General features: G+C 57.6%; 16 protein-coding genes. 11 read left to right on the plus strand and 5 right to left on the minus strand.

The window, feature by feature from the left end; translation table 11 throughout:
• Window positions 1-111: 111 nt before the first annotated feature.
• On the minus strand, window positions 112-744 hold the full coding sequence (locus PQR27_RS06150) for an FMN-dependent NADH-azoreductase (RefSeq protein ID WP_408522825.1): 633 nt from the start codon (window positions 742-744) through the stop codon (window positions 112-114).
• Between the two features lie 114 nt (window positions 745-858).
• On the opposite strand from PQR27_RS06150, the gene PQR27_RS06155 reads away from it, so the two are divergent.
• The 3 genes from PQR27_RS06155 to PQR27_RS06165 all read left to right on the plus strand — a co-directional run bounded on the left by PQR27_RS06155 (window position 859) and on the right by PQR27_RS06165 (window position 3,135).
• Complete coding sequence (locus PQR27_RS06155; protein WP_408522826.1) at window positions 859-1,710, plus strand: LysR substrate-binding domain-containing protein; 852 nt, start codon at window positions 859-861, stop codon at window positions 1,708-1,710.
• A 227-nt stretch (window positions 1,711-1,937) separates the two neighbouring features.
• A complete protein-coding gene (locus PQR27_RS06160; RefSeq protein WP_408522827.1) occupies window positions 1,938-2,648 on the plus strand; it encodes an SDR family NAD(P)-dependent oxidoreductase in 711 nt (236 codons plus the stop codon).
• A 61-nt stretch (window positions 2,649-2,709) separates the two neighbouring features.
• Window positions 2,710-3,135 (plus strand): organic hydroperoxide resistance protein, encoded by a 426-nt coding sequence (locus PQR27_RS06165; protein ID WP_408522828.1) that lies wholly within the window; start codon window positions 2,710-2,712, stop codon window positions 3,133-3,135.
• Window positions 3,136-3,543: 408 nt separating this feature from the next.
• Here PQR27_RS06165 and PQR27_RS06170 read toward each other — a convergent pair whose 3' ends face one another.
• The gene (locus PQR27_RS06170; protein WP_408522829.1) at window positions 3,544-3,927 is read right to left on the minus strand and encodes a nuclear transport factor 2 family protein; all 384 of its coding nucleotides are present in this window, start codon (window positions 3,925-3,927) and stop codon (window positions 3,544-3,546) included.
• Between the two features lie 91 nt (window positions 3,928-4,018).
• Entirely contained in the window at window positions 4,019-4,942 is a 924-nt protein-coding gene (locus PQR27_RS06175) for a carbon-nitrogen hydrolase family protein (RefSeq protein WP_408522830.1), read from the minus strand.
• A gap of 81 nt (window positions 4,943-5,023) precedes the next feature.
• On the opposite strand from PQR27_RS06175, the gene PQR27_RS06180 reads away from it, so the two are divergent.
• The 6 genes from PQR27_RS06180 to PQR27_RS06205 all read left to right on the plus strand — a co-directional run bounded on the left by PQR27_RS06180 (window position 5,024) and on the right by PQR27_RS06205 (window position 14,697).
• Window positions 5,024-5,941, plus strand: a complete 918-nt coding sequence (locus PQR27_RS06180) for a LysR family transcriptional regulator (protein WP_408522831.1) — start codon at window positions 5,024-5,026, stop codon at window positions 5,939-5,941.
• 625 nt (window positions 5,942-6,566) lie between these two features.
• Window positions 6,567-8,234, plus strand: a complete 1,668-nt coding sequence (locus PQR27_RS06185; protein ID WP_408522832.1) for a GMC family oxidoreductase — start codon at window positions 6,567-6,569, stop codon at window positions 8,232-8,234.
• Between the two features lie 260 nt (window positions 8,235-8,494).
• Window positions 8,495-10,150: an MFS transporter gene (locus tag PQR27_RS06190; RefSeq protein WP_408525420.1), complete on the plus strand. Its 1,656-nt coding sequence runs from the start codon at window positions 8,495-8,497 to the stop codon at window positions 10,148-10,150.
• A 529-nt stretch (window positions 10,151-10,679) separates the two neighbouring features.
• Window positions 10,680-11,735: a LysR family transcriptional regulator gene (locus tag PQR27_RS06195; protein WP_408522834.1), complete on the plus strand. Its 1,056-nt coding sequence runs from the start codon at window positions 10,680-10,682 to the stop codon at window positions 11,733-11,735.
• A gap of 213 nt (window positions 11,736-11,948) precedes the next feature.
• Window positions 11,949-12,389: a DUF3331 domain-containing protein gene (locus tag PQR27_RS06200; RefSeq protein WP_408525421.1), complete on the plus strand. Its 441-nt coding sequence runs from the start codon at window positions 11,949-11,951 to the stop codon at window positions 12,387-12,389.
• 595 nt (window positions 12,390-12,984) lie between these two features.
• A complete protein-coding gene (locus PQR27_RS06205; RefSeq protein WP_408522835.1) occupies window positions 12,985-14,697 on the plus strand; it encodes an FAD-dependent oxidoreductase in 1,713 nt (570 codons plus the stop codon).
• Between the two features lie 83 nt (window positions 14,698-14,780).
• Here PQR27_RS06205 and PQR27_RS06210 read toward each other — a convergent pair whose 3' ends face one another.
• On the minus strand, window positions 14,781-16,124 hold the full coding sequence (locus tag PQR27_RS06210; protein ID WP_408522836.1) for an MFS transporter: 1,344 nt from the start codon (window positions 16,122-16,124) through the stop codon (window positions 14,781-14,783).
• A gap of 407 nt (window positions 16,125-16,531) precedes the next feature.
• The gene (locus PQR27_RS06215; protein ID WP_408522837.1) at window positions 16,532-17,647 is read right to left on the minus strand and encodes an enolase C-terminal domain-like protein; all 1,116 of its coding nucleotides are present in this window, start codon (window positions 17,645-17,647) and stop codon (window positions 16,532-16,534) included.
• A 181-nt stretch (window positions 17,648-17,828) separates the two neighbouring features.
• On the opposite strand from PQR27_RS06215, the gene PQR27_RS06220 reads away from it, so the two are divergent.
• Window positions 17,829-18,509, plus strand: coding sequence for a FadR/GntR family transcriptional regulator (locus PQR27_RS06220; RefSeq protein ID WP_408522838.1), 681 nt, complete (start codon window positions 17,829-17,831; stop codon window positions 18,507-18,509).
• 138 nt (window positions 18,510-18,647) lie between these two features.
• The gene (locus tag PQR27_RS06225; RefSeq protein ID WP_408522839.1) at window positions 18,648-19,574 is read left to right on the plus strand and encodes a ketopantoate reductase family protein; all 927 of its coding nucleotides are present in this window, start codon (window positions 18,648-18,650) and stop codon (window positions 19,572-19,574) included.
• The last annotated feature ends 41 nt before the right edge of the window (window positions 19,575-19,615 follow it).

A 19,615-nucleotide genomic window follows, 5' to 3' on the forward strand; every position in this document is an offset into this window, starting at 1 on the left:
TAAAAAGTGGGAATGGAGGCGGCGTCACGTAGTCGAGTACCACATTGCTCATCACATCGCTTCAGGCACAGTGATGTGCCGCATGCGCCGCACAATATTTCGTTTGCCGACTTAAGTCGACTGGGCAAGTGCCACTGCCTGCTCGCGTGCAGCCTGTCTCGCCGCGTGGTCGAGTTCGGGCCCAAGGAGGGTTTTCTCGACGACAATCGATTTGACCTCGGTCACGCCGACGGATCGCAGCCACGCTTCCATGAACGGTCGCTGAAAATCGAACGAATGGGCGGGTGTGCTCGAGCCCACTGAATAGTCGAGGCCTCGCGCATAGATGACCACCGCTTTCTTGTCTTTCAGCAGGCCCTGCAGTCCACGCTCATCGAATGAGAACAAAATGCCGCGCTGCGACACGACGTCGATGAAATGCTTGAGCTTGTAGGGAATGGAAAAATTCCACAATGGAACGGAGAACAGCAACGTATCGGCGTCATGCATTCGCTGCGCGAGTTCTCGAATGGCCGTCCACGCCTGCTGCTGGGCTTCGCTGAGCGGTGTGCCGCTCAGGTCCGCATATTTGGCGTCGAGGGCGTCGCCGTCGAACTCCGGCATCTCGACTGACCACAGATCGAGCACGTCGATCCGATGATCCGGACGAGCGTGGCGATAAGCGTCCAGATACGCGCGTGCGACGTCTAGCGACGCAGACCGCCTCTTACGTGGCGATGATTCGATATGCAGCAATGTAGGCATGGGAAGACTCCAGGTGTGTTGAAGCCGCCATCAGAACATATTTCGATTCAAAATATAAACGAAGTATCATCGTCGTATTCAGTTGAATTCGCACTGTATAAGAAGGACTATCCCATGTTCGATACCGTCCTGCTGCGATCTTTCGTGGCCGTGGTTCAGGAAGGCGGCTTTACGCACGCCGCAGCCCGTCTCAATCTGACGCAGTCTGCCGTCAGCGCGCATCTGCGGCGTCTGGAAAAACAGACTGGCCGCGACCTGCTCTCGCGCACTACGCGCTCGGTCACACTAACGGCGGACGGCGAGCTGCTGCTGGGTTACGCACGCGCCATCCTCGCGCTCAATCATGATGCGCAGGCGCAGCTGTCGCGCGGACCGAGCGAAGGCGCGATCCGTGTCGGCCTTTCCGAAGACCTCGCCAATGTAAGGCTGATGAACGTCATGCAGGCGTTCGCGGTGCGCTACCCGCGCATCGAATTCAGCGTGAGGGTTGGCATTCCGGCCGAGCTGCTGCATGCGATGGATCAGGCCGAACTCGACATGGTGATCGGCGGTCGCTGCGAGGGCGCCCGCTCTGGGCGGGTGCTCTGGCGCGAGCCGCTCGTGTGGGCCGGCGCGGAGTGGGCATCGCTTACGCCTGGTGCTCCGGTGCCGCTCGCGCTGCTGCCAGAACCGTGCCCGTATCGTGAGGCTGCACTGGCTGCACTCGCCCGGGCCGGCATCGACTACCGCATCGCGCTGGTGTGCTCGAGCGGCGCAGGTCTGTGCGCAGCAGCGCAGGCCGGCTTTGCGGTGACGCCGGTTGTGCAGACGCAACTCGTGCACGGCTTGCACGTGGTCCCGCCGGATGCCGGCCTGCCGGCTTTGCCGGATGTCGAGTTCACAATGTTCGCGGTGCCGGGTGCGTCGGCGGGGGTCGCCGACGAACTGGGTAACGCCATCGTGCTGGCATTCGCGAACAAAGGATGACGCAGAGCGGGCGCGTGGCGGCCTGCCAATGATAAGGAATCCCAGCCTTCTCTCGACCCACGCCAGCCCATGAATCGTCGAGCTGCGATCCGATTTGTTCCGCTCGAGAAAAATAGTTTGTCCGTGACGGGTATTTGTCCGGAGCATAAATACACCTAGATTAGGCACGCATCGGAGCCGCCGGCCCGGTGGGCAAGAGAAGCCCAATTCAAAATATGAGGCTTTCCATGAGCACGTCGCAAAAGGTCGTAGTCGTTACTGGTGCATCACAAGGCATTGGCGCAGAGACCGTCAAGGCATTCCGCAAACTTGACTATCGCATCGTTGCAACGGCACGCAGCATCAAGCCGTCGGACGATCCCAACATCGTGACGGTGGCGGGTGACATCGCCGACCCGGCGACGGCCCATCGCGTGATTTCCGAGGGCGTGGCGCGCTTCGGCCGCATTGACACGCTGATCAACAACGCCGGTATCTTTATCGCCAAGCCGTTTACCGGTTATAGCGCTGAAGACTACGCCGCGGTGACAGGCGTAAATCTGAATGGGTTCTTCTACATCACGCAGTTGGCGATCGCTGAAATGGAGAGGAACAGGAGCGGCCATGTGGTCAGCATCACGACCAGCCTGGTCGACCACGCCATCAACGGTGTGCCGTCGGTGCTGGCATCGCTGACGAAGGGCGGTCTGAACGCGGCTACGAAGTCCCTTGCCATCGAATACGCGAAATCCGGCATCCGTGCGAACGCGGTTGCCCCCGGCATCATCAAGTCGCCGATGCATGCGCCTGAAACGCACGCGGCACTCGGCGCACTGCACCCGATGGGTCACATGGGCGAGATGAGCGACATCGTCAACGCGATCCTGTATCTGGATGCGGCGCCGTTCGTGACCGGGGAGATCCTGCACGTCGACGGCGGCCAGAGCGCTGGGCACTAAAGCATCACCCGGGGCGCTAGTGGCTGCGCCCGTTATCTGATTCATCGAATAAGGAGCTGACATGTCGATCGAAAATGTTCTCTACCGTGCTCACGCCGAGGCGACTGGAGGCCGGGAAGGGCGCGCCGTGGCACCAGAAGGCGGACTGGACCTGAAGCTGACGAGACCGAAAGGATTGGGTGGAAAGGGCGAGAAAGGCACAAACCCCGAAGAGCTTTTTGCCGCCGGATACAGCGCGTGTTTTATCGGTGCGATGCAATTCGTTGCCGCGCGCGACAAAATTGCTATTCCGGCCGATGTGTCGGTCAATGGAACTGTGGGCATCGGCCCCATTCCGAATGGGTTCGGCGTCGAAGTCGAGTTGAAGATATCGTTGCCGGGCATGGCACACGAAGCGGCTCAGGACCTCGTCAACAAGGCGCATATTGTGTGCCCCTATTCGAACGCAACGCGGAACAACATAGACGTGACACTTACACTCGTCTAAGCCGCAATCCTGTTCGATCAGCAGCAGGTCGTCGTGGTGATTGGCGACCTGCAGGACTGTTCTGCTTACGAGGCGATCTTGCCGCACGGTTACGTGCGATGCGAGCGTACAGCGTTTCGGCCAGCAGGGACCTCCGGTCACAAATTTTCTGCGCCATTGTTACTCATATCGCGATGGTCAAGCAGACAACACTTCGTGAGCGCAAAGCCTTCCGCTTGTCGGATATTACGACTACTTGTGCGCAGTAAAAAAAAAGCGCACGTTCAAGAGCGTGCGCCGCGACAAGAGAAGGGCAGGGTAGGAGGAGACTCCCTTCATGCCGCAAAAGGAACAAAAGCAAGCGGGGGGTGATCGACACGAGCGAGCCAGTACCCATTTGCCCTTTTTTTATGGCGCGAACAAATACAGTTATGCGGGGACCGTCGATATGTCGTGCCACAATTTGGCCACAATCATGAAGGCACCGTCGACATACGCCCAGTTCAAGTGATCGATGAAAACCTTGTCGTGGATACGCAGGCGAACTTTGGTAACCGAAGTATCGGCTGACAGAAAATCCGCGGAGATCAAAACGTCGTCACGCGGTTGCCCCTTGCTCATTGGCGACACACGTTCAGCGATGACGCGGCGGTAATCGGCAATCGGGACGACAGTTAGTTTTCCATCGTCTGTGTCAAACAAGCTACAGCTCGAGTGGAAGACCCGGTCAAATTTTTCCAGATCGCACTCGTGCAGCGCTTGAAAATATAGATCGACGGCTTCGACAAGCACCGGCATTTTCCCGATAGACATACAGGCTCTCCTGGTTTCAGGCATTAAGAGTCCAAAACAAATCGCGATGAATCAAGGTTGCCTTGGCGAAGTTCCGGCTATAGCCAAAGCGTCAAGTCTGGAATTCGACGCTCCGTCTCGCACGCGCATCGACATGGAGCGAAAAGACATCGGGGCGTGCGTAGTGGCCAACCACATCGAAATCGTAGCGTGCGCGTACGAGTTCCTCAGTGTCGACGCTGGCGACAAGGAGTCCAGGCTCGCCGACGAGCGGACCGGCAAGGATTTCTCCGAGCGGCCCGACAATAACGCTACCCCCTCGGATGAGTGGACGATCGTTGTCCCAACCAGGCACATCCACGCCCAAAGCGCGCGGCGTCGGTTGGACCTGGCAGGCGCTCACTACGAAGCACCGGCCTTCGTGCGCGATATGACGCATCGAGGCTTGCCACAAGTCGCGCTCATCGACAGTCGGCGCACACCAGATCTCCACATTCTTGGCGTACATCGCCGTGCGGAGAAGAGGCATATGGTTCTCCCAGCAGATCGCTGCTCCCACGCGACCGGCTGACGTCTCGACGATCGGCAGAGTCGAACCGTCCCCTTGCGCCCAAATGAGTCTCTCCGTGCCTGTTGGCATCAACTTCCTGTGCTTCGCGACCATGCCGTTCTGTGGATCAAAAAACAGTGCCGTACAGAAAAGCGTGCTACCTGCCCGTTCGATGACACCGACAACCAGACTTGCGTTGGTTCGCCGGGACAGGTCAGCCAGGGCGTCGGTCTCCGCACCCGGGACGTCAAGAGCATTCGCGTAGTACCGTGCGAACGCCTCGCGCCCCTCGGCCAGTCGGTAACCAAGTCGCGTACCGAAAATTTCACCCTTTGGATATCCACCCAGTAGCGCTTCGGGCATGACAACCAGACTCGCGCCGGACTCGATGATCCGTTGCTCATACCGTAGGATCTGCGCAAGTGTATCGGACTTGCCAGACGGGGACGAACCGATTTGCAGTGCGGCGACGTTCGTTTTGGGCATTGCCTACTCCACTGTTGCAAAGAATGTTTTGATCATGGCAGACCGATAGAATGAAGCAACTGCGTGCCCTCTATAAGTGATATGAACCAAATTGATATCGTCGAGATGGACCTCAACCTGTTGAAGGTCTTCGAAGCCCTTTATGAGGAAGGCGGCGCAGGGAGAGCCGCGATTCGGCTCGACCTCACGCAGTCTGCAGTCAGTTCGGCGCTGAGAAGGCTGCGTGTGGTTTATAGGGAACCTCTGTTCACGCGAACGGGGCGCGGGCTGGCGCCGACCGCTCGAGCGGATGAATTGAAACCGGTCATCACCGAGGCGCTCGACCGATGCCGCCAGTCATTGGCGATGACAGCAGACGATACGAACGACTATCGTGGCCGGTCGGTGTCGATCGGACTGTCCGACGACTTTGAAATGGCGGTAGGGCACCGGGTGATGGACGCCGCGGCAAAAAAAGCACCGGGCCTACGGTTGATCTTCAGGCAAACCCACAGTCACATTGTTGCCAATGCGCTGCTCAATCGGGAGATGGACCTCGCTATTGCCGCAGGAGGATTGTCGTCTCGTGGGCTGAGTCGACTGGTGCTCGGCGAGGGAGAGTATGCATGTCTGGCGGACGCCAAATCGCTTCCTGACTTACACGCGCAGTTGACGCTCGACGAGTACGTGGCGCGACCGCATGTCCTCGTGTCGTCCGGCGGCGTAGTGGGTATTGTTGACGAAGCTCTTGCGAGCATCGGAAGAAAGAGGCTGATTTGTGCTTCAACGACTCACTTTGCTGCTTTACCGTATTTGCTCCACGGATCGGATGCCGTCGCGACAATACCAAGGCACGCTGCGCTCGCAATATCCCGATTGACGGGGTTGCGCTTTCTAAGCTGTCCACTCGCTTTGCCGAGATATCCAATCGAGATCGGATGGCGCACGGTCAGGATGCGCGACACCGCTGTAGCAGCGGTCCGGGACGCGGTTATGGAGTCGTTCGGCAACGCGGGATAGCGAGATTGAATAAGCATATGTGACGGGTGCATCGTAAGCAGTTCGTCGCCGGAATATCAGTTCTTCCAGTTTGGAACAAATGTGCCGAAATCGGGCGAGTGCATTTGATCCATCGGGTAGTCAGAGCTTTATAAGAATTCCTTATTTCAAGCTTAATGATTTCTCATTGGATGCCTGTGCAGTCTTCCGACTACGCTCTCGCTCAACGTCGGTCACAGACCATTGCACTCAGTCGGTCCCACACTTCGCAATAGCGCGAGATCAAAGCGGATCAGGAGCGCATCAGTCCGCCGGCTGGGAGCAGACAATCTGTGGCGTTTGGGCGGTGTTGGCTAATTAGCTCCTACTGCCGTGCAGGGCGGCGATTGAGGAGACGCAGTTAGACCGCCACAACAGCCGGAACAATCAAGTTCTCGTCGGTAAAAGCGAAGGTAAATGTGAAGGCAAATACACGCCTTTCTTTTCTTTATCCGCGACGTTTTAAAAGGTGGAAAAAGTACTTTTTCTCATGTGAGCGCAGACGGTGATGAAGATGCGATCTTCTGCGCGAAGAAACAGTTGGTTACGAGTGCGGATTCCCTCTGGCGTCGAAAACGGGCGCCGTTCTATCTGGACATGTAGAAATATGAATATGTCGAAATTTGACTACATCGTAGTTGGCGCCGGCTCGGCCGGCAGCCTGCTCGCAAATCGTCTCAGTGCTGACAAGACAAAAACTGTGCTTCTGGTTGAGGCCGGCGGACCCGATGATTATTTCTGGGTTCACGTACCGGTTGGCTATCTGTACTGCATCGACAATCCGCGCACCGACTGGCGATTTCGTACCGAGCCGGTCAAGGGACTCAACGGCCGACAACTCATCTACCCGCGAGGTAAGACGCTGGGCGGATCATCCAGCATCAATGGAATGATCTACATGCGGGGTCAGGCGCGTGACTACGATAGTTGGGCGGTCATGGCAAACAATCCTGAGTGGACGTGGGCAAACTCCCTCAAGGACTTCATGGCTCATGAAAGTTACTACAAACTAGATCCCGAAGTCCGAAAGACGCTTAACGGGCGCGCCGATGCCATTGCTAAAGTTCACGCAAGCGCAGGCGAGTGGCGCGTCGAGAAGCAGCGGCTGCGGTGGGATATCCTCGACGCGTTCGCACTCGCAGCGCAGGAGACAGGCATTCCGCTCGTTGACGACTTCAATACGGGCGACAATCTCGGTGTCAGCTATTTCGATGTCAATCAGAAGGGCGGGTGGCGTTGGAATACCTCCAAAGCTTTTCTTCGACCCATTAAGGACGTGCGCGCCAATCTGACAATCTGGACGCATGCGCAGGTCAAAAGGCTGATCATCGATCGTGGTCCCGACGGCTCGCTGCGCTGTTCGGGTGCTGAGATAGTGCGTAAAGGTGAGCTTGTCAATGTCAGGGCGGCGCGGGAGGTCATCTTGAGCGCGGGCGCGATCGGTTCGCCGACTATCCTGCAGCAGTCGGGCATCGGTCTTTCCTCTCACTTGAAGAAGGTCGGTATCGACGTCGTGCAACATACACCGGGTGTCGGTGCGAACTTGCAAGATCATTTACAGGTGCGCGCGGTCTGGAAAGTTCAACACGCCAAAACATTGAACGTCCTCGCTTCCACCATGGCCGGTAAAGCGAGGATTGGTCTGGAATATGCGCTGCGCCGTTCTGGACCGATGAGCATGGCGCCATCGCAACTCGGTGTTTTTGCAAAAAGCGATCCGTCGCAGAAGCACGCGAATCTCGAGTATCACGTTCAGCCGCTGAGTCTCGAAGCATTCGGCCAGCCGCTGCACACGTTCCCGGCTTTCACGGCAAGTGTCTGCAATATCAATCCCACCAGCCGGGGCACGGTGCTCGTCAAGAGTGCGAACTTTGAAGACGCGCCAGCCATATCGCCAAACTATCTGAGTACGCCGGAAGACCAGAAAGTTGCAGTCGATTCGCTGCGCCTGACAAGACGCATTGCGCAACAGCCGGCACTCGCCAGATATCTGCCTGAAGAGTACAAACCAGGTCGCCAATACGATTCGGATGCGGAACTGACCAAGCTGGCGGGCGATATTGGAACGACGATATTCCATCCAGTTGGCACAGTCAGGATGGGAAGTCTTGCCGATCCCAACGTTGTGCTGGACAGCCATCTTCGTGTTCGCGGCATTGCTGGGCTCCGGGTTGTCGACGCGAGCGTCATGCCGACGATCACTAGCGGAAATACGAGTGCCCCGACGATGATGATCGCAGAGAAAGCCGCGCATTGGATTCAGGCAGGCATTTAATCTCGGTTTCGGTGTGAGCAGTCAACGATAAGCAACAGTAAAACCGCGATAAAGAAGCGGAGGGGCCGCTTGACGGTATCGCTATGCTCGATTTCGTACGTGTTGACATTGCAGATATTCGACGAATCCCGCAGCCGGGGGAACCAAGCTGATTCGCCTTGTTCAACTGAGTAGGAGTTCTTCTGGCTTTGCCGTAAATCGTTCCACGGAACGCCTCTGTGGGGCGTACCGCCTGGATATATCAGAATTGGAGACAGTATATGGATTTGGTTGGCACGCAAACGTCGCACGCGCCGATGACGCAGGAAGAGAAGCGGGTGATCTTCGCCTCCTCGCTCGGTACCGTTTTTGAATGGTATGACTTCTACCTGGCTGGCTGGCTGGCGGTCTTCATCAGCAAAAGCTTCTTCTCTGGCGTCAATCCGACAGCAAGTTTCATTGTCACTCTGCTTGGCTTCGCTGCCGGCTTCGCGATAAGGCCTTTCGGCGCTATTGTGTTTGGGCGGCTTGGCGATATGGTCGGGCGCAAGTATACGTTCCTTGCAACGATTGTGATCATGGGTCTGTCGACCTTTGTGGTTGGCTTGCTGCCTGGCTATGCTTCGATTGGCATTGCGTCACCTGTCATCTTCATCGGAATGCGGATGCTGCAGGGTCTAGCGATCGGCGGTGAGTACGGGGGCGCGGCAACGTATGTCGCGGAACATGCACCGGCCGGCCGGCGTGGCTTCTACACCGCGTGGATCCAGACCACCGCCACGCTCGGCCTGTTTCTGTCGCTGCTGGTGACCGTCGGCGTGCGCACACTGATGGGGGAAGATGCGTTCGGGGTCTGGGGGTGGCGTGTGCCATTCATCGGATCGATCATTCTGCTCGGCGTGTCGGTGTGGATCCGGCTCCAACTGCATGAGTCGCCGGTGTTTGAGCGTATGAAAGCTGAGGGCAAGACTTCAAAGGCGCCGCTGACCGAAGCGTTCGGTCAATGGAAGAACCTGAGGCTTGTACTTCTCGCGCTGGCCGCGTCTGCCGGCGAGGCTGTGGTGTGGTATACGGGGCAGTTCTACGCGCTGTTCTTCCTTACACAGACGCTGAAGGTGGAGGGAACGATTGCAAACATTCTGGTTGCGATAGCGCTGGTGATCGGCACGCCGTTTTTCCTGCTCTTCGGCTCGCTGTCTGACCGGATCGGCCGCAAACCGATCATCATGGCCGGCTTCCTGATCGCTGCGTTCAGCTACTTCCCGCTCTACAAAGCATTAGCACACTATGCCAACCCGGCCCTCGAAGCCGCCACACAAAAGTCGCCTATCGTAGTGAGTGCGAATCCGGACGAATGCTCGTTCCAGTTCAACCCAGTTGGCACCTCGAAGTTCACTAGTTCCTGCGATATAGCGAAAAGCGCGCTGTCAAAGGCGGGTCTGAACTACACGAACGTGGCGACGCCGGCAGGCACGCAGGCGCAGATAAAGGTCGGCGACAGGGTGATCGAAGCGTATGACGGTAAGGCTCCCGACGCAAGGGCCAAGGCGAAGGCGTTCGAGACCATGCTCGGTACGGCGTTAAAAGAAGCTGGCTATCCCGCCAAGGCTGATAAGTCGCAAATGAATTGGTCGATGACCGTGGCGGTGCTGGCGGTCCTCGTGATTCTCGTGACGATGGTGTACGGGCCAATTGCGGCGATGCTGGTAGAAATGTTTCCGCCACGGGTCCGGTACACGTCGATGTCGCTGCCATTTCACATCGGCAACGGGTGGTTCGGCGGCTTTCTGCCCGCGACGGCATTCGCGATCGTTGCGGCGAAGGGCAATATCTATTCGGGGCTGTGGTACCCCGTTGTGATTGCGCTGGCGGCGTTCCTAATCGGCATGCTGTTTATGAAAGAGACCAGGAATTCGGATATCTACGCAGAGGATTGACGATGTTTTACGGAGGGTAGATTCTCGCTCAACGTCCGCGCACTCTGGGTGTGCTAACCGGCGGCAAAGATGCGGGGATAAGCCGATAAGCGAAGCTTGCGGAGAAGGTGCGCACGGATCACACAAGGGCGGATTTGACCTGCTGGACCAGTTCCGAGGGCAGATGTTCGGCACGGATTTCACCATCGGAATCGCCGAGTGCGGCCACGCGCGAAGCACGCTGCGCAACGCCCTCACATTGCCTGGCCACCGACAATTGAGCAGCCTGTTCAACGCGTCGTCGTCAATTGTCGGCTATCGATGTTCACGATATCCCTATCGCCACATATCGTGTATGCGTTCTGGAAACATTGCTAAGCTGCTTTCCTACGTGATACGTCAACAATCCTAACGAACGAACACCGTTATTTGGTCTGTCGGATTTTCGATGGGTGCATCCGCGATGATGGCAGCCGCCGGCTTTTTGGATCCGCGGCAGTTCCAGTCACAGGGGGTAGTTCGCTTTTTGAGTTTACCAGCGAGGTAGGAGATGGACCAGTTAAACATGTTGCGGACGTTCGTTGCAGTCGCACAGCATCGAAGTTTTAGCAAGGCTGCCGCGTCACTGGGCGTGACTCCGTGCTCGATCTCCAAAACCATCGCCAAACTCGAAGCGAGTATCCAGACGCGGGTCCTGTATAGGACAACCCGATCAGTCTCGTTGACAGATGCGGCACAGTCGTACTATCTAAGTTGCCGCCGTCTCCTCGAAGAACTGGACGAAGCGAATCGTCGCGTTACGCAAGAGCGTGAGATTGACAGCGGAAGGTTGCGACTCGTTGTCCACCCGATGTTAGTAAGCAAGACCTTCTCCCGATTTGTGTCGAACTATCGCGCTTTCGCCCCCAATGTGAACCTCATGGTTTCCGTTCAGGAGGGCGCGGTGAATCTGTATGACGGCCATTTCGATATGGCAATTCTTCCGCCTCATCTTGTAGAGCAGTCTGTAGTAATTCGCCGTACGTTGTCCCGATCACCTCACGTTTTCGTTGCGGCATCTGGCTATCTTAAGCAATTCGGGACACCCAAGGCTGCTTCGGAGTTGGCCAATCATTTCCTTTTGCTGGACCCCGCATCGAGGCAGAAGGGTACGCAATTCATTGATGTGCTGGAAAACGGGAAGAGAGTAAGTGTGCTTCCAGTTTCCTCCATGGATGGTAACGAAGTGCTGCTTCGGGCGGCGGCGCTTACGGGGACCGGCATCGCGACGTTACCCGAAGCTATGGTTTGTGAAGACATTGCCAACGGGCACCTCACACACATCCTGCCCCGGTGCTCCACATCCGAAAGTGGCGTGGAGATATGTCTTTTCTACTCGCACCGTGAACTTCTTCCTGTGAAGCTCAGGAACTTCGTCGACTTCTGCACCGAGTTTTTCCGCTCGGCTCCCCGAAACATCTCCAATAAGATGGCGACGACTTCACAATCCTTTGGCCACAACGTAGATCACATGCTAGCTGCGGTCTTGGGCCTGGACGAAAGAGTATCAACTGATCAGGGGAAAGTCGTGGACCGGCAGACCGATCTGGTCGATGCCAAGCGGTAAAGTGGGCAGCAAGCTACTGACTCTTGCGCGGGCGTTCCTGATTGGGGGCAGTAGGCTGGCGTGCTGATGCTGGAGCGTCGTTGTGTTTTCTAGTTGATGTGTGTTGCGGTGAGATTTGGCGGCGCGGCTCGTGAGAGCCCCCGCCCCACTTTCGATAGTGAGCTCAAGATGAAACACGTATTTCGGCTGGATCCATGGGCGCAGACTCTTGCGATGCTAAACAGTTGCTCGGAACTAACGCCGAGCGATTGCGACGAATATTTTGATCAGATTCGTCGCCGCACGTCCCTGCCGTCAGGGGCAAGCAGGGACGAAGTCAAACGGACAGCGCGAAATGCGAGAGGCACATGTGCAACTATTCGAATTCTCGAACGCCTGTCAGCCTCGACGGTATCTTTGTCGTGGCACGACCCGACATCGCTCAACTATGCGGAACAGGTGTGGTGGATGGGAGGCGCCCCGAAAAGCGGGCGTTGTGCGGTCAGCGGGGAACGCATACTTAAAGGGCAGTCTGTTTATCGCCCGAGGCGATCGGGTAAGGACGCGCCATTAAACGCGAGCGAGATGATTTTGACTTCTGTGATCGTTGGTGCGTGCGCGAGTCCGGCGGATATTCCTCGCGAAGTCATGGTTTGCGGCGTTGAGAATGACTAGTTGATAGTGGGCAGACGGAATAAGCGTACCTTATCGTTTCCCGGCACCCATTTCAGATGTTCTTGCTGCCGCGCCTCGCTGAGTCTGCGGCTGTCAATCGTGAACTGTGCCAGGTCAATGAGATCCTGCGCAAGGCGTCGGCGTATTTCGCGTAGACCAAGCCCGACAGCCGACTGAGGTAACGACCACACTCGTCGATGATCGCCGGCAGGGCGATGGGATCGATCCAGTCGGCAACGTACGGCTTATTACGCGCCGAGGTACTATCCGTATGTGGCTAGGCGGATCGATCCAGGCCACATGCCTGCTCATTGTCCCGAGAACGTCGCGCACGCGCCTGGGGAACTCGCGCACCTGGGTTCGCGTGTCGTGGTGCATCATACGCGTCAACGCCAAACGGGTGTGTCGGGTAATGTGTGTTTGCGACCAGCGGCGAGCTGCGGCGCGAAACGTTGGTGGTCGATGTAGAAGTCGCTTCCGATTATCGTGCAGCCTGCATTCAAGTGTGACCGTGACCATGAGCTCAAATTCGAACGGTGGCGAAAATAGCCCGCTGCCTCATCGCCCCCCATCCGCTGATGGCAAAGACACTCCCATGACATTGAAAAGCGGTGTATTGCCGGGAGACCGTGTCACGCCTGAAGACTACAAAACCGTTGAGGCAGCGCAGCGCACCCAGATTGAGCGGCGTCGGTATCAGATGTATCCCCGTTTGACCGAAGCGCGGGTCGCCAAGGCGGCTCGCTTCGGGACGACGGAGCACTGGAAGGCCGGCGATGTCATGTTTCGCGCGGGAGAGCAGAGCGAAGGCATGAGGATCTTGACCCGCGGAACGGTACATTTGATCGTGAGAAACGGGTTCGGGCAGTCTCACCTTTTCCAGGAGGTCGGTGAGGGGCACTTTCTCGGAGAGACAGCAACCCTCAGCGGCAAGCCATACCTTGTTGATGCGATCGCCATCACTGACGTCGACGCGTTCCTCATCGCGCCTGACCAACTCCGGTCGCTATTGATTGCGGAAGCTCAGCTCGGCTCAGAGATCATGCGCGCGTTCATTCTCCGACGCGTCGGATTGATTCAGGATGGTAGTGGCCCGATCCTGGTCGGATCTTCAGCCGATCCGAAACTCGTCGTCCTTGCAGATATGTTACGGCGCACTAATCATCCGCATCGGATCGTTGATCCAGCCACTGACGATGAGGCTCGCGACTTCCTTTCGAAAACGCAGTGTGTGGAAGGACAGATGCCGCTGGCCGTGCTGGTTGATGGCTCTATCCTGCACAATCCCGATGAAACACAGCTCGCGTCGAAGCTGGGTCTCCTCTGCGGCTTCGATGAAGATGACACGTACGACGTTGTCATTGTTGGCGCTGGTCCGGCCGGACTTGCTGCAGCCGTGTACGCTGCATCAGAAGGATTATCAGTGCTGGTTTTCGATTCAAAGGGGTTTGGCGGACAGGCCGGCGCAAGCACAAGGATCGAGAATTATTTCGGGTTTCCCACCGGCATCTCCGGTCACGTTCTCGTTAGCCGCGCATTTGAGCAGGCAGTTAAATTTGGGGCGGAAATAGTCATACCTACCGAAGTGGCAAAACTGCACTGCACGGAATCGCCCTTGAGGGTTGAACTCCGCGACGGTCGGTGCGCACGTGCAAAGACGGTCGTTATAGCATCTGGCGCCGCCTATCGTCGCCCGCAGATCAGGGGTCTCAATGAGCCTGAGATTCGGGGCGTCTACTATTGGGCGTCGTCGATCGAGGGTCGCCTTTGTCAAGGTTCAGAAATCGTGCTTGTGGGAGGGGGGAATTCCGCTGGACAGGCAATCGTCTTCCTGGCGAGCTATGCAGCACACGTACACGTGCTGATTCGACGCGAGAGTTTGCGTGAAACCATGTCAAGATATCTGATCGATCGCGTGAACTCGTTCGCCAACGTGACAATTCATGGCAATTCTGTCATCGAGTCTGTCGCGTCTGACGAGGACAGCCTGACGGAGATTCTTTTCTGTTCGGCGGGAAGTCGCACACGAATCTCGACTCGGCATCTCTTCCTTTTTACTGGCGCTGACCCCGCCACTGGCTGGTTACGGGGATGTGGAGTGGAGGTTGATGACAAAGGTTTTGTCATAACCGGCCGTGCTGGTTCGACGGAGTCGGCGGCCGCCCATTTCGCGTTCCGGACGAGTGTTCCAGGCGTTTTTGCAATCGGCGACGTGCGCTCGACGTCGATTAAGCGTGTCGCATCCGCAGTCGGGGAAGGGGCCGCCGTAGTGTCCGAAGTACATGCGCTATTGACGGCCGAACGTTAAGGAAGCACTCGATCAGGGCTCTTGTCGCCCCTATGCCGACCGGCGGGCATGCGTGGCATCGATCCAGGCCCCGGCCATTCCACTTATCGACCGGTCGGAATTTCCGGCGTCACTTCTGACCGCGTGGCGCACTTCGTCTGTTTGTCTCCCGTCCCAGCCCACGCAGTATTGCGTGTGATTAGAATCAGTATGCAGATTGCAATGGCGCCGAATCCCGCAACAAGTTGCATTCCACCTGCAAAGGAGCCGGTCGCATCCTTGATTGCACCGATTGCATACGAGTCGACGAATCCCGACACACTACCTACTGAATTTATGACCGCAATACCCGCCGCCACCGCACTGACGGGAAAGAGGGCCGCCGGTAGTGTCCAGAAAATCGGCAGCGCGGAAAACACCCCGAAGGCGGCAATGCAGAGCAGCACCAGGCGAAGCACGGGCAGATCCGTGACCGTGGAGCCGGCCAGTCCTGCCACGGCTAATACCAACGGCATCACCAGGTGAAAACGACGTTCGCCCAATCGGTCGGATCGGCGTCCCCACCAGGTCATGCCGATGCCGGCTAAAAAAAACGGAATTGCGGCGACGAACCCTGTCTGGACGATCGATAAGCCAAACTGGTGAACAATTTGCGGTAAAAAGAAGCTCAACTCGTAGTTAAGGCCGACCACACCGAAATAGACAACGCCTAAGGCCAGCACCAGCGGGTTTCGCATGGTACTCAACACACCAGCATGACCCGAAGAAACGGCTGCGCTATCGGTCACCAGACTGCGACTCAACGCCTCTCGCTCCGCATCGGTCAACCATGTGGCTTGTTCAGGCCGGTCGCAGAGTACACGGAGAACAAAAGGTGTGAGCGCAAGGGCCGGTAGTGTCTCGATGAGAAACATCCATTGCCACCCGTGCAGGCCTCCAATGCCGTCCAGTTGCATCAGCAGCCCCGACAACGGGGCACCGATCACACTGGCTACAGGCATTGCCACGAGGAAGCCGGCAATCATGCGGCCCCGCGCTTCGGGTGGCACCCAAAGAGACAAATAGTAAAACACGCCGGGAGCGAATCCCGCCTCGGCGGCACCTAAAATCAAACGCGCCACGTAAAGGGATTTCTCTCCTTGCACGAATATCATGGCGCCTGACGCAAGTCCCCAGCCTAGCATGAGCAACGCGAACCAGCGCCGCGCGCCGAAACGTTCGAGCATGACGTTAGCGGGTACTTCGAGAATCACGTAAGTTACGAAGAAAATACCCGCGCCAATCCCAAAGGCCGTTGATGACAGGCCAAGGTCCCGGCTCATCGTGAGTGCGGCGAAACCTACGTTGACACGATCGAGCCACGCTATGACGAAACACGCAAAAAGCAGTGGAATGTAGCGGCGATTGATCTTTCTCAACGCCGAGGCCAGGGGATTCTCGTCATGCATAGTTGTCTCCAGTGACTCATTTTCAATTTCGCTGCCGTGCAGGTCGCTCTGCCGGTGCGGCATTTCAGGATTCGCAAGTACAGACGGATCGACGTCACCAGCAACCGCCCACGCCACATTGCCGGCGCATCGAACGGATTGAGGCGATTCGAATCAAATTAACGGTTAAATTTATTTATGAGGATTGCAGAATAATGTTCTGATGAAAACCTGGGAAGTCGTTGAAAATACAAGCGTCACTCAAGAATCCGCTCAACGATAGTGCAGCGCTGCTACAGCTGGGCACACATGCCGGCCGGCCGGAGTTCTCCGGCCCGGTCAGGCGATTCTCAAGCTGCGCTAAAAACAACGTGTTTTCACGGCCGGGATAAAACGGACTGCATGCCGGCGGGAGATAAGCGTACCCTTCAATCCGCGCGACAACGCTCGATGCCTTCCTTCGACCACTGCAGCCCCAGCCCTGGCTTATTCGGCGGCGTGAGGTATCCGTTCGAAACCTGTAGCGGCTCTTCGAGGATCGCATCGGCCCAGCTCGTGTATTCGAGCCAGTGGACGGTGGGTGTTGCGGCAAGCAAATGCACGCTGATTTCGGGGAATAAATGCGACGACACCGGGATGCCTCGCGCGGCTGCAATGGCGGCGCCACGCAGCCATCCGCTTACTCCACCGATGCGCCCCACGTCCAGCATGAGGTAGTCGGCGGCTTTCGCCACCACGGCATCGTATACGGCCTCCGGGCCATCGAGGTTTTCGCCGAGCTGGATCGGGGTAGTCAATTCGCTCGCGATCGCTGCGTAGCCTTGCAGATCGTTGTGGCGAATCTGCTCTTCCAGCCAGTAGATGTTCATATCCCGCAGCTCGAGCCCGCGCCGGATCGCATCGGGTACCGTCAGCGCCTGGTTATAGTCCACCATCAGTTCGACGGACTCGCCAATCGCAGCGCGCACAGCCTTCGTCACATCAAGATCGGTAGCAGGATTGGGGTGGCCAAGCCGCAGCTTCACCGCATCGAAGCCTGGTTCGAGCAACTTGACGGCCTCTTCCGCCGCCTCTTTCGCCGACATCATTCCCAGCCCGTCGCTGTTATAGGTACGAATTGGGTCGAGGCTTCCGCCCAAAAACGTGGCGAGGGGCATGTTGGCCGCCACCGCCAGGGCATCCCACGACGCAATGTCGATAGCGGCGAGGGCCATCCGCACTACGCCCGTCACGCCAAGCAGAGCGTAGCGCCGTCCAAGTAGCTCGCCAATCCTGGCAGGCGCCACCGGCATGCCGTCGATCAGCCCCGCGGCTTCCTTCATGACTTCCGCGATGGCCTTAGCTCCGCTCTCGCGGTAGCAGAAGAGATAGCTACGGCCCACCACCCCTTCCCTGGTTTCCAGATCCACCAACAGCAACGGTGCGGCTGTCATTCTGGCCGCGCTGGTGCCCAACGGAAAGCGCATGGGCACCTTTACATAACGGGTGCGAATGGCTGAGATATGTAAAACAGGCTGAACGCCAGAAGAGGAACCAGCAGTCACGTCATTTCTCCATGTAGGTCACGGTGGTAAAGTTATAAACCATACCGAACCAAATGGTAACCATAATTTAACCAATTCGGGATATCCCCAATATTGGGTACCCAATACAATTTGCCCGTGACCCACCTCGATCGACTCAGAGGCAGCCGTCGATCAATCCGCGCTTTGGAGTGCACACAACGTGAAGAACGATGTAAACGTCGAAATGGTGCGCAGTCATCTGCTGGACACCGGTACTACAGCCGGAGCGAAGCTGCCGACCGAGCGCGTTTTGGCGGAACAGTTGGGAGTGTCGCGTAACGTGATCCGCAAAGCCTTGTCCGTCATGGAGATCGAGGGCCGTGTCATGCGCAAGGTCGGCAGTGGCACCTATCTCGTCAAGCAGACCGCCGGGGGCGCGGCGGCGCGTGCAGCCCCGGCGCGCGCGCAAGCGGAAGCTCTCGACGTCAGTCCGAAGCAGATCGTCGAGGCCCGATTCGCGTTCGAGCCCAATCTCGCGAGCCTCGCGGCCATGAACTGCACGACGCTCGATCTGGAGCGGCTCGGCGAGTGCGCCCGGCGCTACCATCGCGCGGACAACTTCGACGCGTACGAGGTAGCGGACGAAGGCTTCCACCGCGCGATTGCCATGGCCACGCACAATCCGCTATTGATCAGCGCGTATGAAGCCTTCATGACGGCCGATGCGCAGGCGGAGTGGGGCAGCATTCGCCAGCGGTTCCTGACCGCCGAGCGTCGTGCTGCCTCGCGCAAGGAGCACGACAAAATACTGGCCGCGATACGCAGCCGCGACTCGGCGGCTGCATACGGTGCCGCACGCGAGCATTTGCAATACATCACCTCGGCTTTGCTGCATCCGTGACGGCCCGCGGCCCGGCGGCTCCCCGGACACCTCGCCTCTGTCCCGCGCAGTAAGTCGATTTTTTGTTTGACACTCCAGATTGGTTCAGGGAGAATGAACCAATTGATTAATTGGGTACCCAATTTGGAGGGCGAAGACATGAAAATTGCAGTGATTGGCTCAGGTGGCGTGGGTGGGTTTTATGGCCTGAAGCTGGTACAAGCCGGCCATGATGTGACATTCGTGGCGCGTGGCGCACACCTGAAGGCCATGCAGGAAACGGGTCTCCACATTGAAAACGACCTTGGCAATAACGCCTCTGCGAAAGTGAAGGCGACCGATGACATTCTGTCGTTGGATCAACCCGACCTCATTATCATCGCCGTCAAAATGTGGGACCTGGAAGATATTGCACGCGACCTGAAGAAGATCGCTGGCCCGGGTACTGCGGTGCTCTCGCTGCAGAACGGTGTGATCAAGGACTACGTTTTGCGGCGCGAGTTTGGCGAGGAAAACGTCATCGGCGGCGTGGGCTATGTGGCGACATCCATTGGTCGCCCTGGCGTGATCAAGCAAGTTGGCGCCCTGCAGCGTATCAAGCTCGGTGAATACGACGGCCACAAACGTGCGCGCACGGAGGAGTTGGTTCGCAGCTTCGCCGCCGCAGGCGTCGAGGCGACGCTGTCCGACAATATCGCGCGAGTGCTCTGGGAGAAATACGTCTTCCTGGTCGGACTGTCCTCCATGACTTGCCTCACTCACCTGACAATCGGGCCGATTCGCGAGAGTGAGGGCAGCCGGGGTGTGCTTCGCTCCGTTATCGCGGAGGGTGTGCTGGTGGGGCGCGCACACGGTGTTGCGCTGCCAGAAGACTATGCCGACCAATGCATGGAACTGGTCGACAACCTTCCCTACACGATGACCTCTTCGATGTTCCACGACCTGGAAAAGGGCAACCGGCTTGAACTGCCCTGGCTCGGTGGCGGCGTGGTGTCGCTGGCAAGAGAGGTAGATGTCTCCGTGCCCGTCAACACCTTGATCAGCAATGCGCTGTCGCCGTACGTCAATGGGCATGCAAAGACCTGACCCAGGCGAGACGAGCAAGGCAAGGCCGTAATTCACCAGAT

It is taken from the genome of Paraburkholderia fungorum, assembly GCF_046027215.1.
GTDB classification, from domain to species: domain Bacteria; phylum Pseudomonadota; class Gammaproteobacteria; order Burkholderiales; family Burkholderiaceae; genus Paraburkholderia; species Paraburkholderia fungorum_D.

What these genes read in the sequence shown, in the direction of transcription:
- PQR27_RS06150 (WP_408522825.1), bottom strand. Translation starts at nt 744, where the DNA reads ATGCCTACATTGCTGCATATCGAATCATCGCCACGTAAGAGGCGGTCT.
- PQR27_RS06155 (WP_408522826.1), top strand. Translation starts at nt 859, where the DNA reads ATGTTCGATACCGTCCTGCTGCGATCTTTCGTGGCCGTGGTTCAGGAA.
- PQR27_RS06160 (WP_408522827.1), top strand. Translation starts at nt 1,938, where the DNA reads ATGAGCACGTCGCAAAAGGTCGTAGTCGTTACTGGTGCATCACAAGGC.
- PQR27_RS06165 (WP_408522828.1), top strand. Translation starts at nt 2,710, where the DNA reads ATGTCGATCGAAAATGTTCTCTACCGTGCTCACGCCGAGGCGACTGGA.
- PQR27_RS06170 (WP_408522829.1), bottom strand. Translation starts at nt 3,927, where the DNA reads ATGTCTATCGGGAAAATGCCGGTGCTTGTCGAAGCCGTCGATCTATAT.
- PQR27_RS06175 (WP_408522830.1), bottom strand. Translation starts at nt 4,942, where the DNA reads ATGCCCAAAACGAACGTCGCCGCACTGCAAATCGGTTCGTCCCCGTCT.
- PQR27_RS06180 (WP_408522831.1), top strand. Translation starts at nt 5,024, where the DNA reads ATGAACCAAATTGATATCGTCGAGATGGACCTCAACCTGTTGAAGGTC.
- PQR27_RS06185 (WP_408522832.1), top strand. Translation starts at nt 6,567, where the DNA reads ATGAATATGTCGAAATTTGACTACATCGTAGTTGGCGCCGGCTCGGCC.
- PQR27_RS06190 (WP_408525420.1), top strand. Translation starts at nt 8,495, where the DNA reads ATGGATTTGGTTGGCACGCAAACGTCGCACGCGCCGATGACGCAGGAA.
- PQR27_RS06195 (WP_408522834.1), top strand. Translation starts at nt 10,680, where the DNA reads ATGGACCAGTTAAACATGTTGCGGACGTTCGTTGCAGTCGCACAGCAT.
- PQR27_RS06200 (WP_408525421.1), top strand. Translation starts at nt 11,949, where the DNA reads ATGCTAAACAGTTGCTCGGAACTAACGCCGAGCGATTGCGACGAATAT.
- PQR27_RS06205 (WP_408522835.1), top strand. Translation starts at nt 12,985, where the DNA reads ATGACATTGAAAAGCGGTGTATTGCCGGGAGACCGTGTCACGCCTGAA.
- PQR27_RS06210 (WP_408522836.1), bottom strand. Translation starts at nt 16,124, where the DNA reads ATGCATGACGAGAATCCCCTGGCCTCGGCGTTGAGAAAGATCAATCGC.
- PQR27_RS06225 (WP_408522839.1), top strand. Translation starts at nt 18,648, where the DNA reads ATGAAAATTGCAGTGATTGGCTCAGGTGGCGTGGGTGGGTTTTATGGC.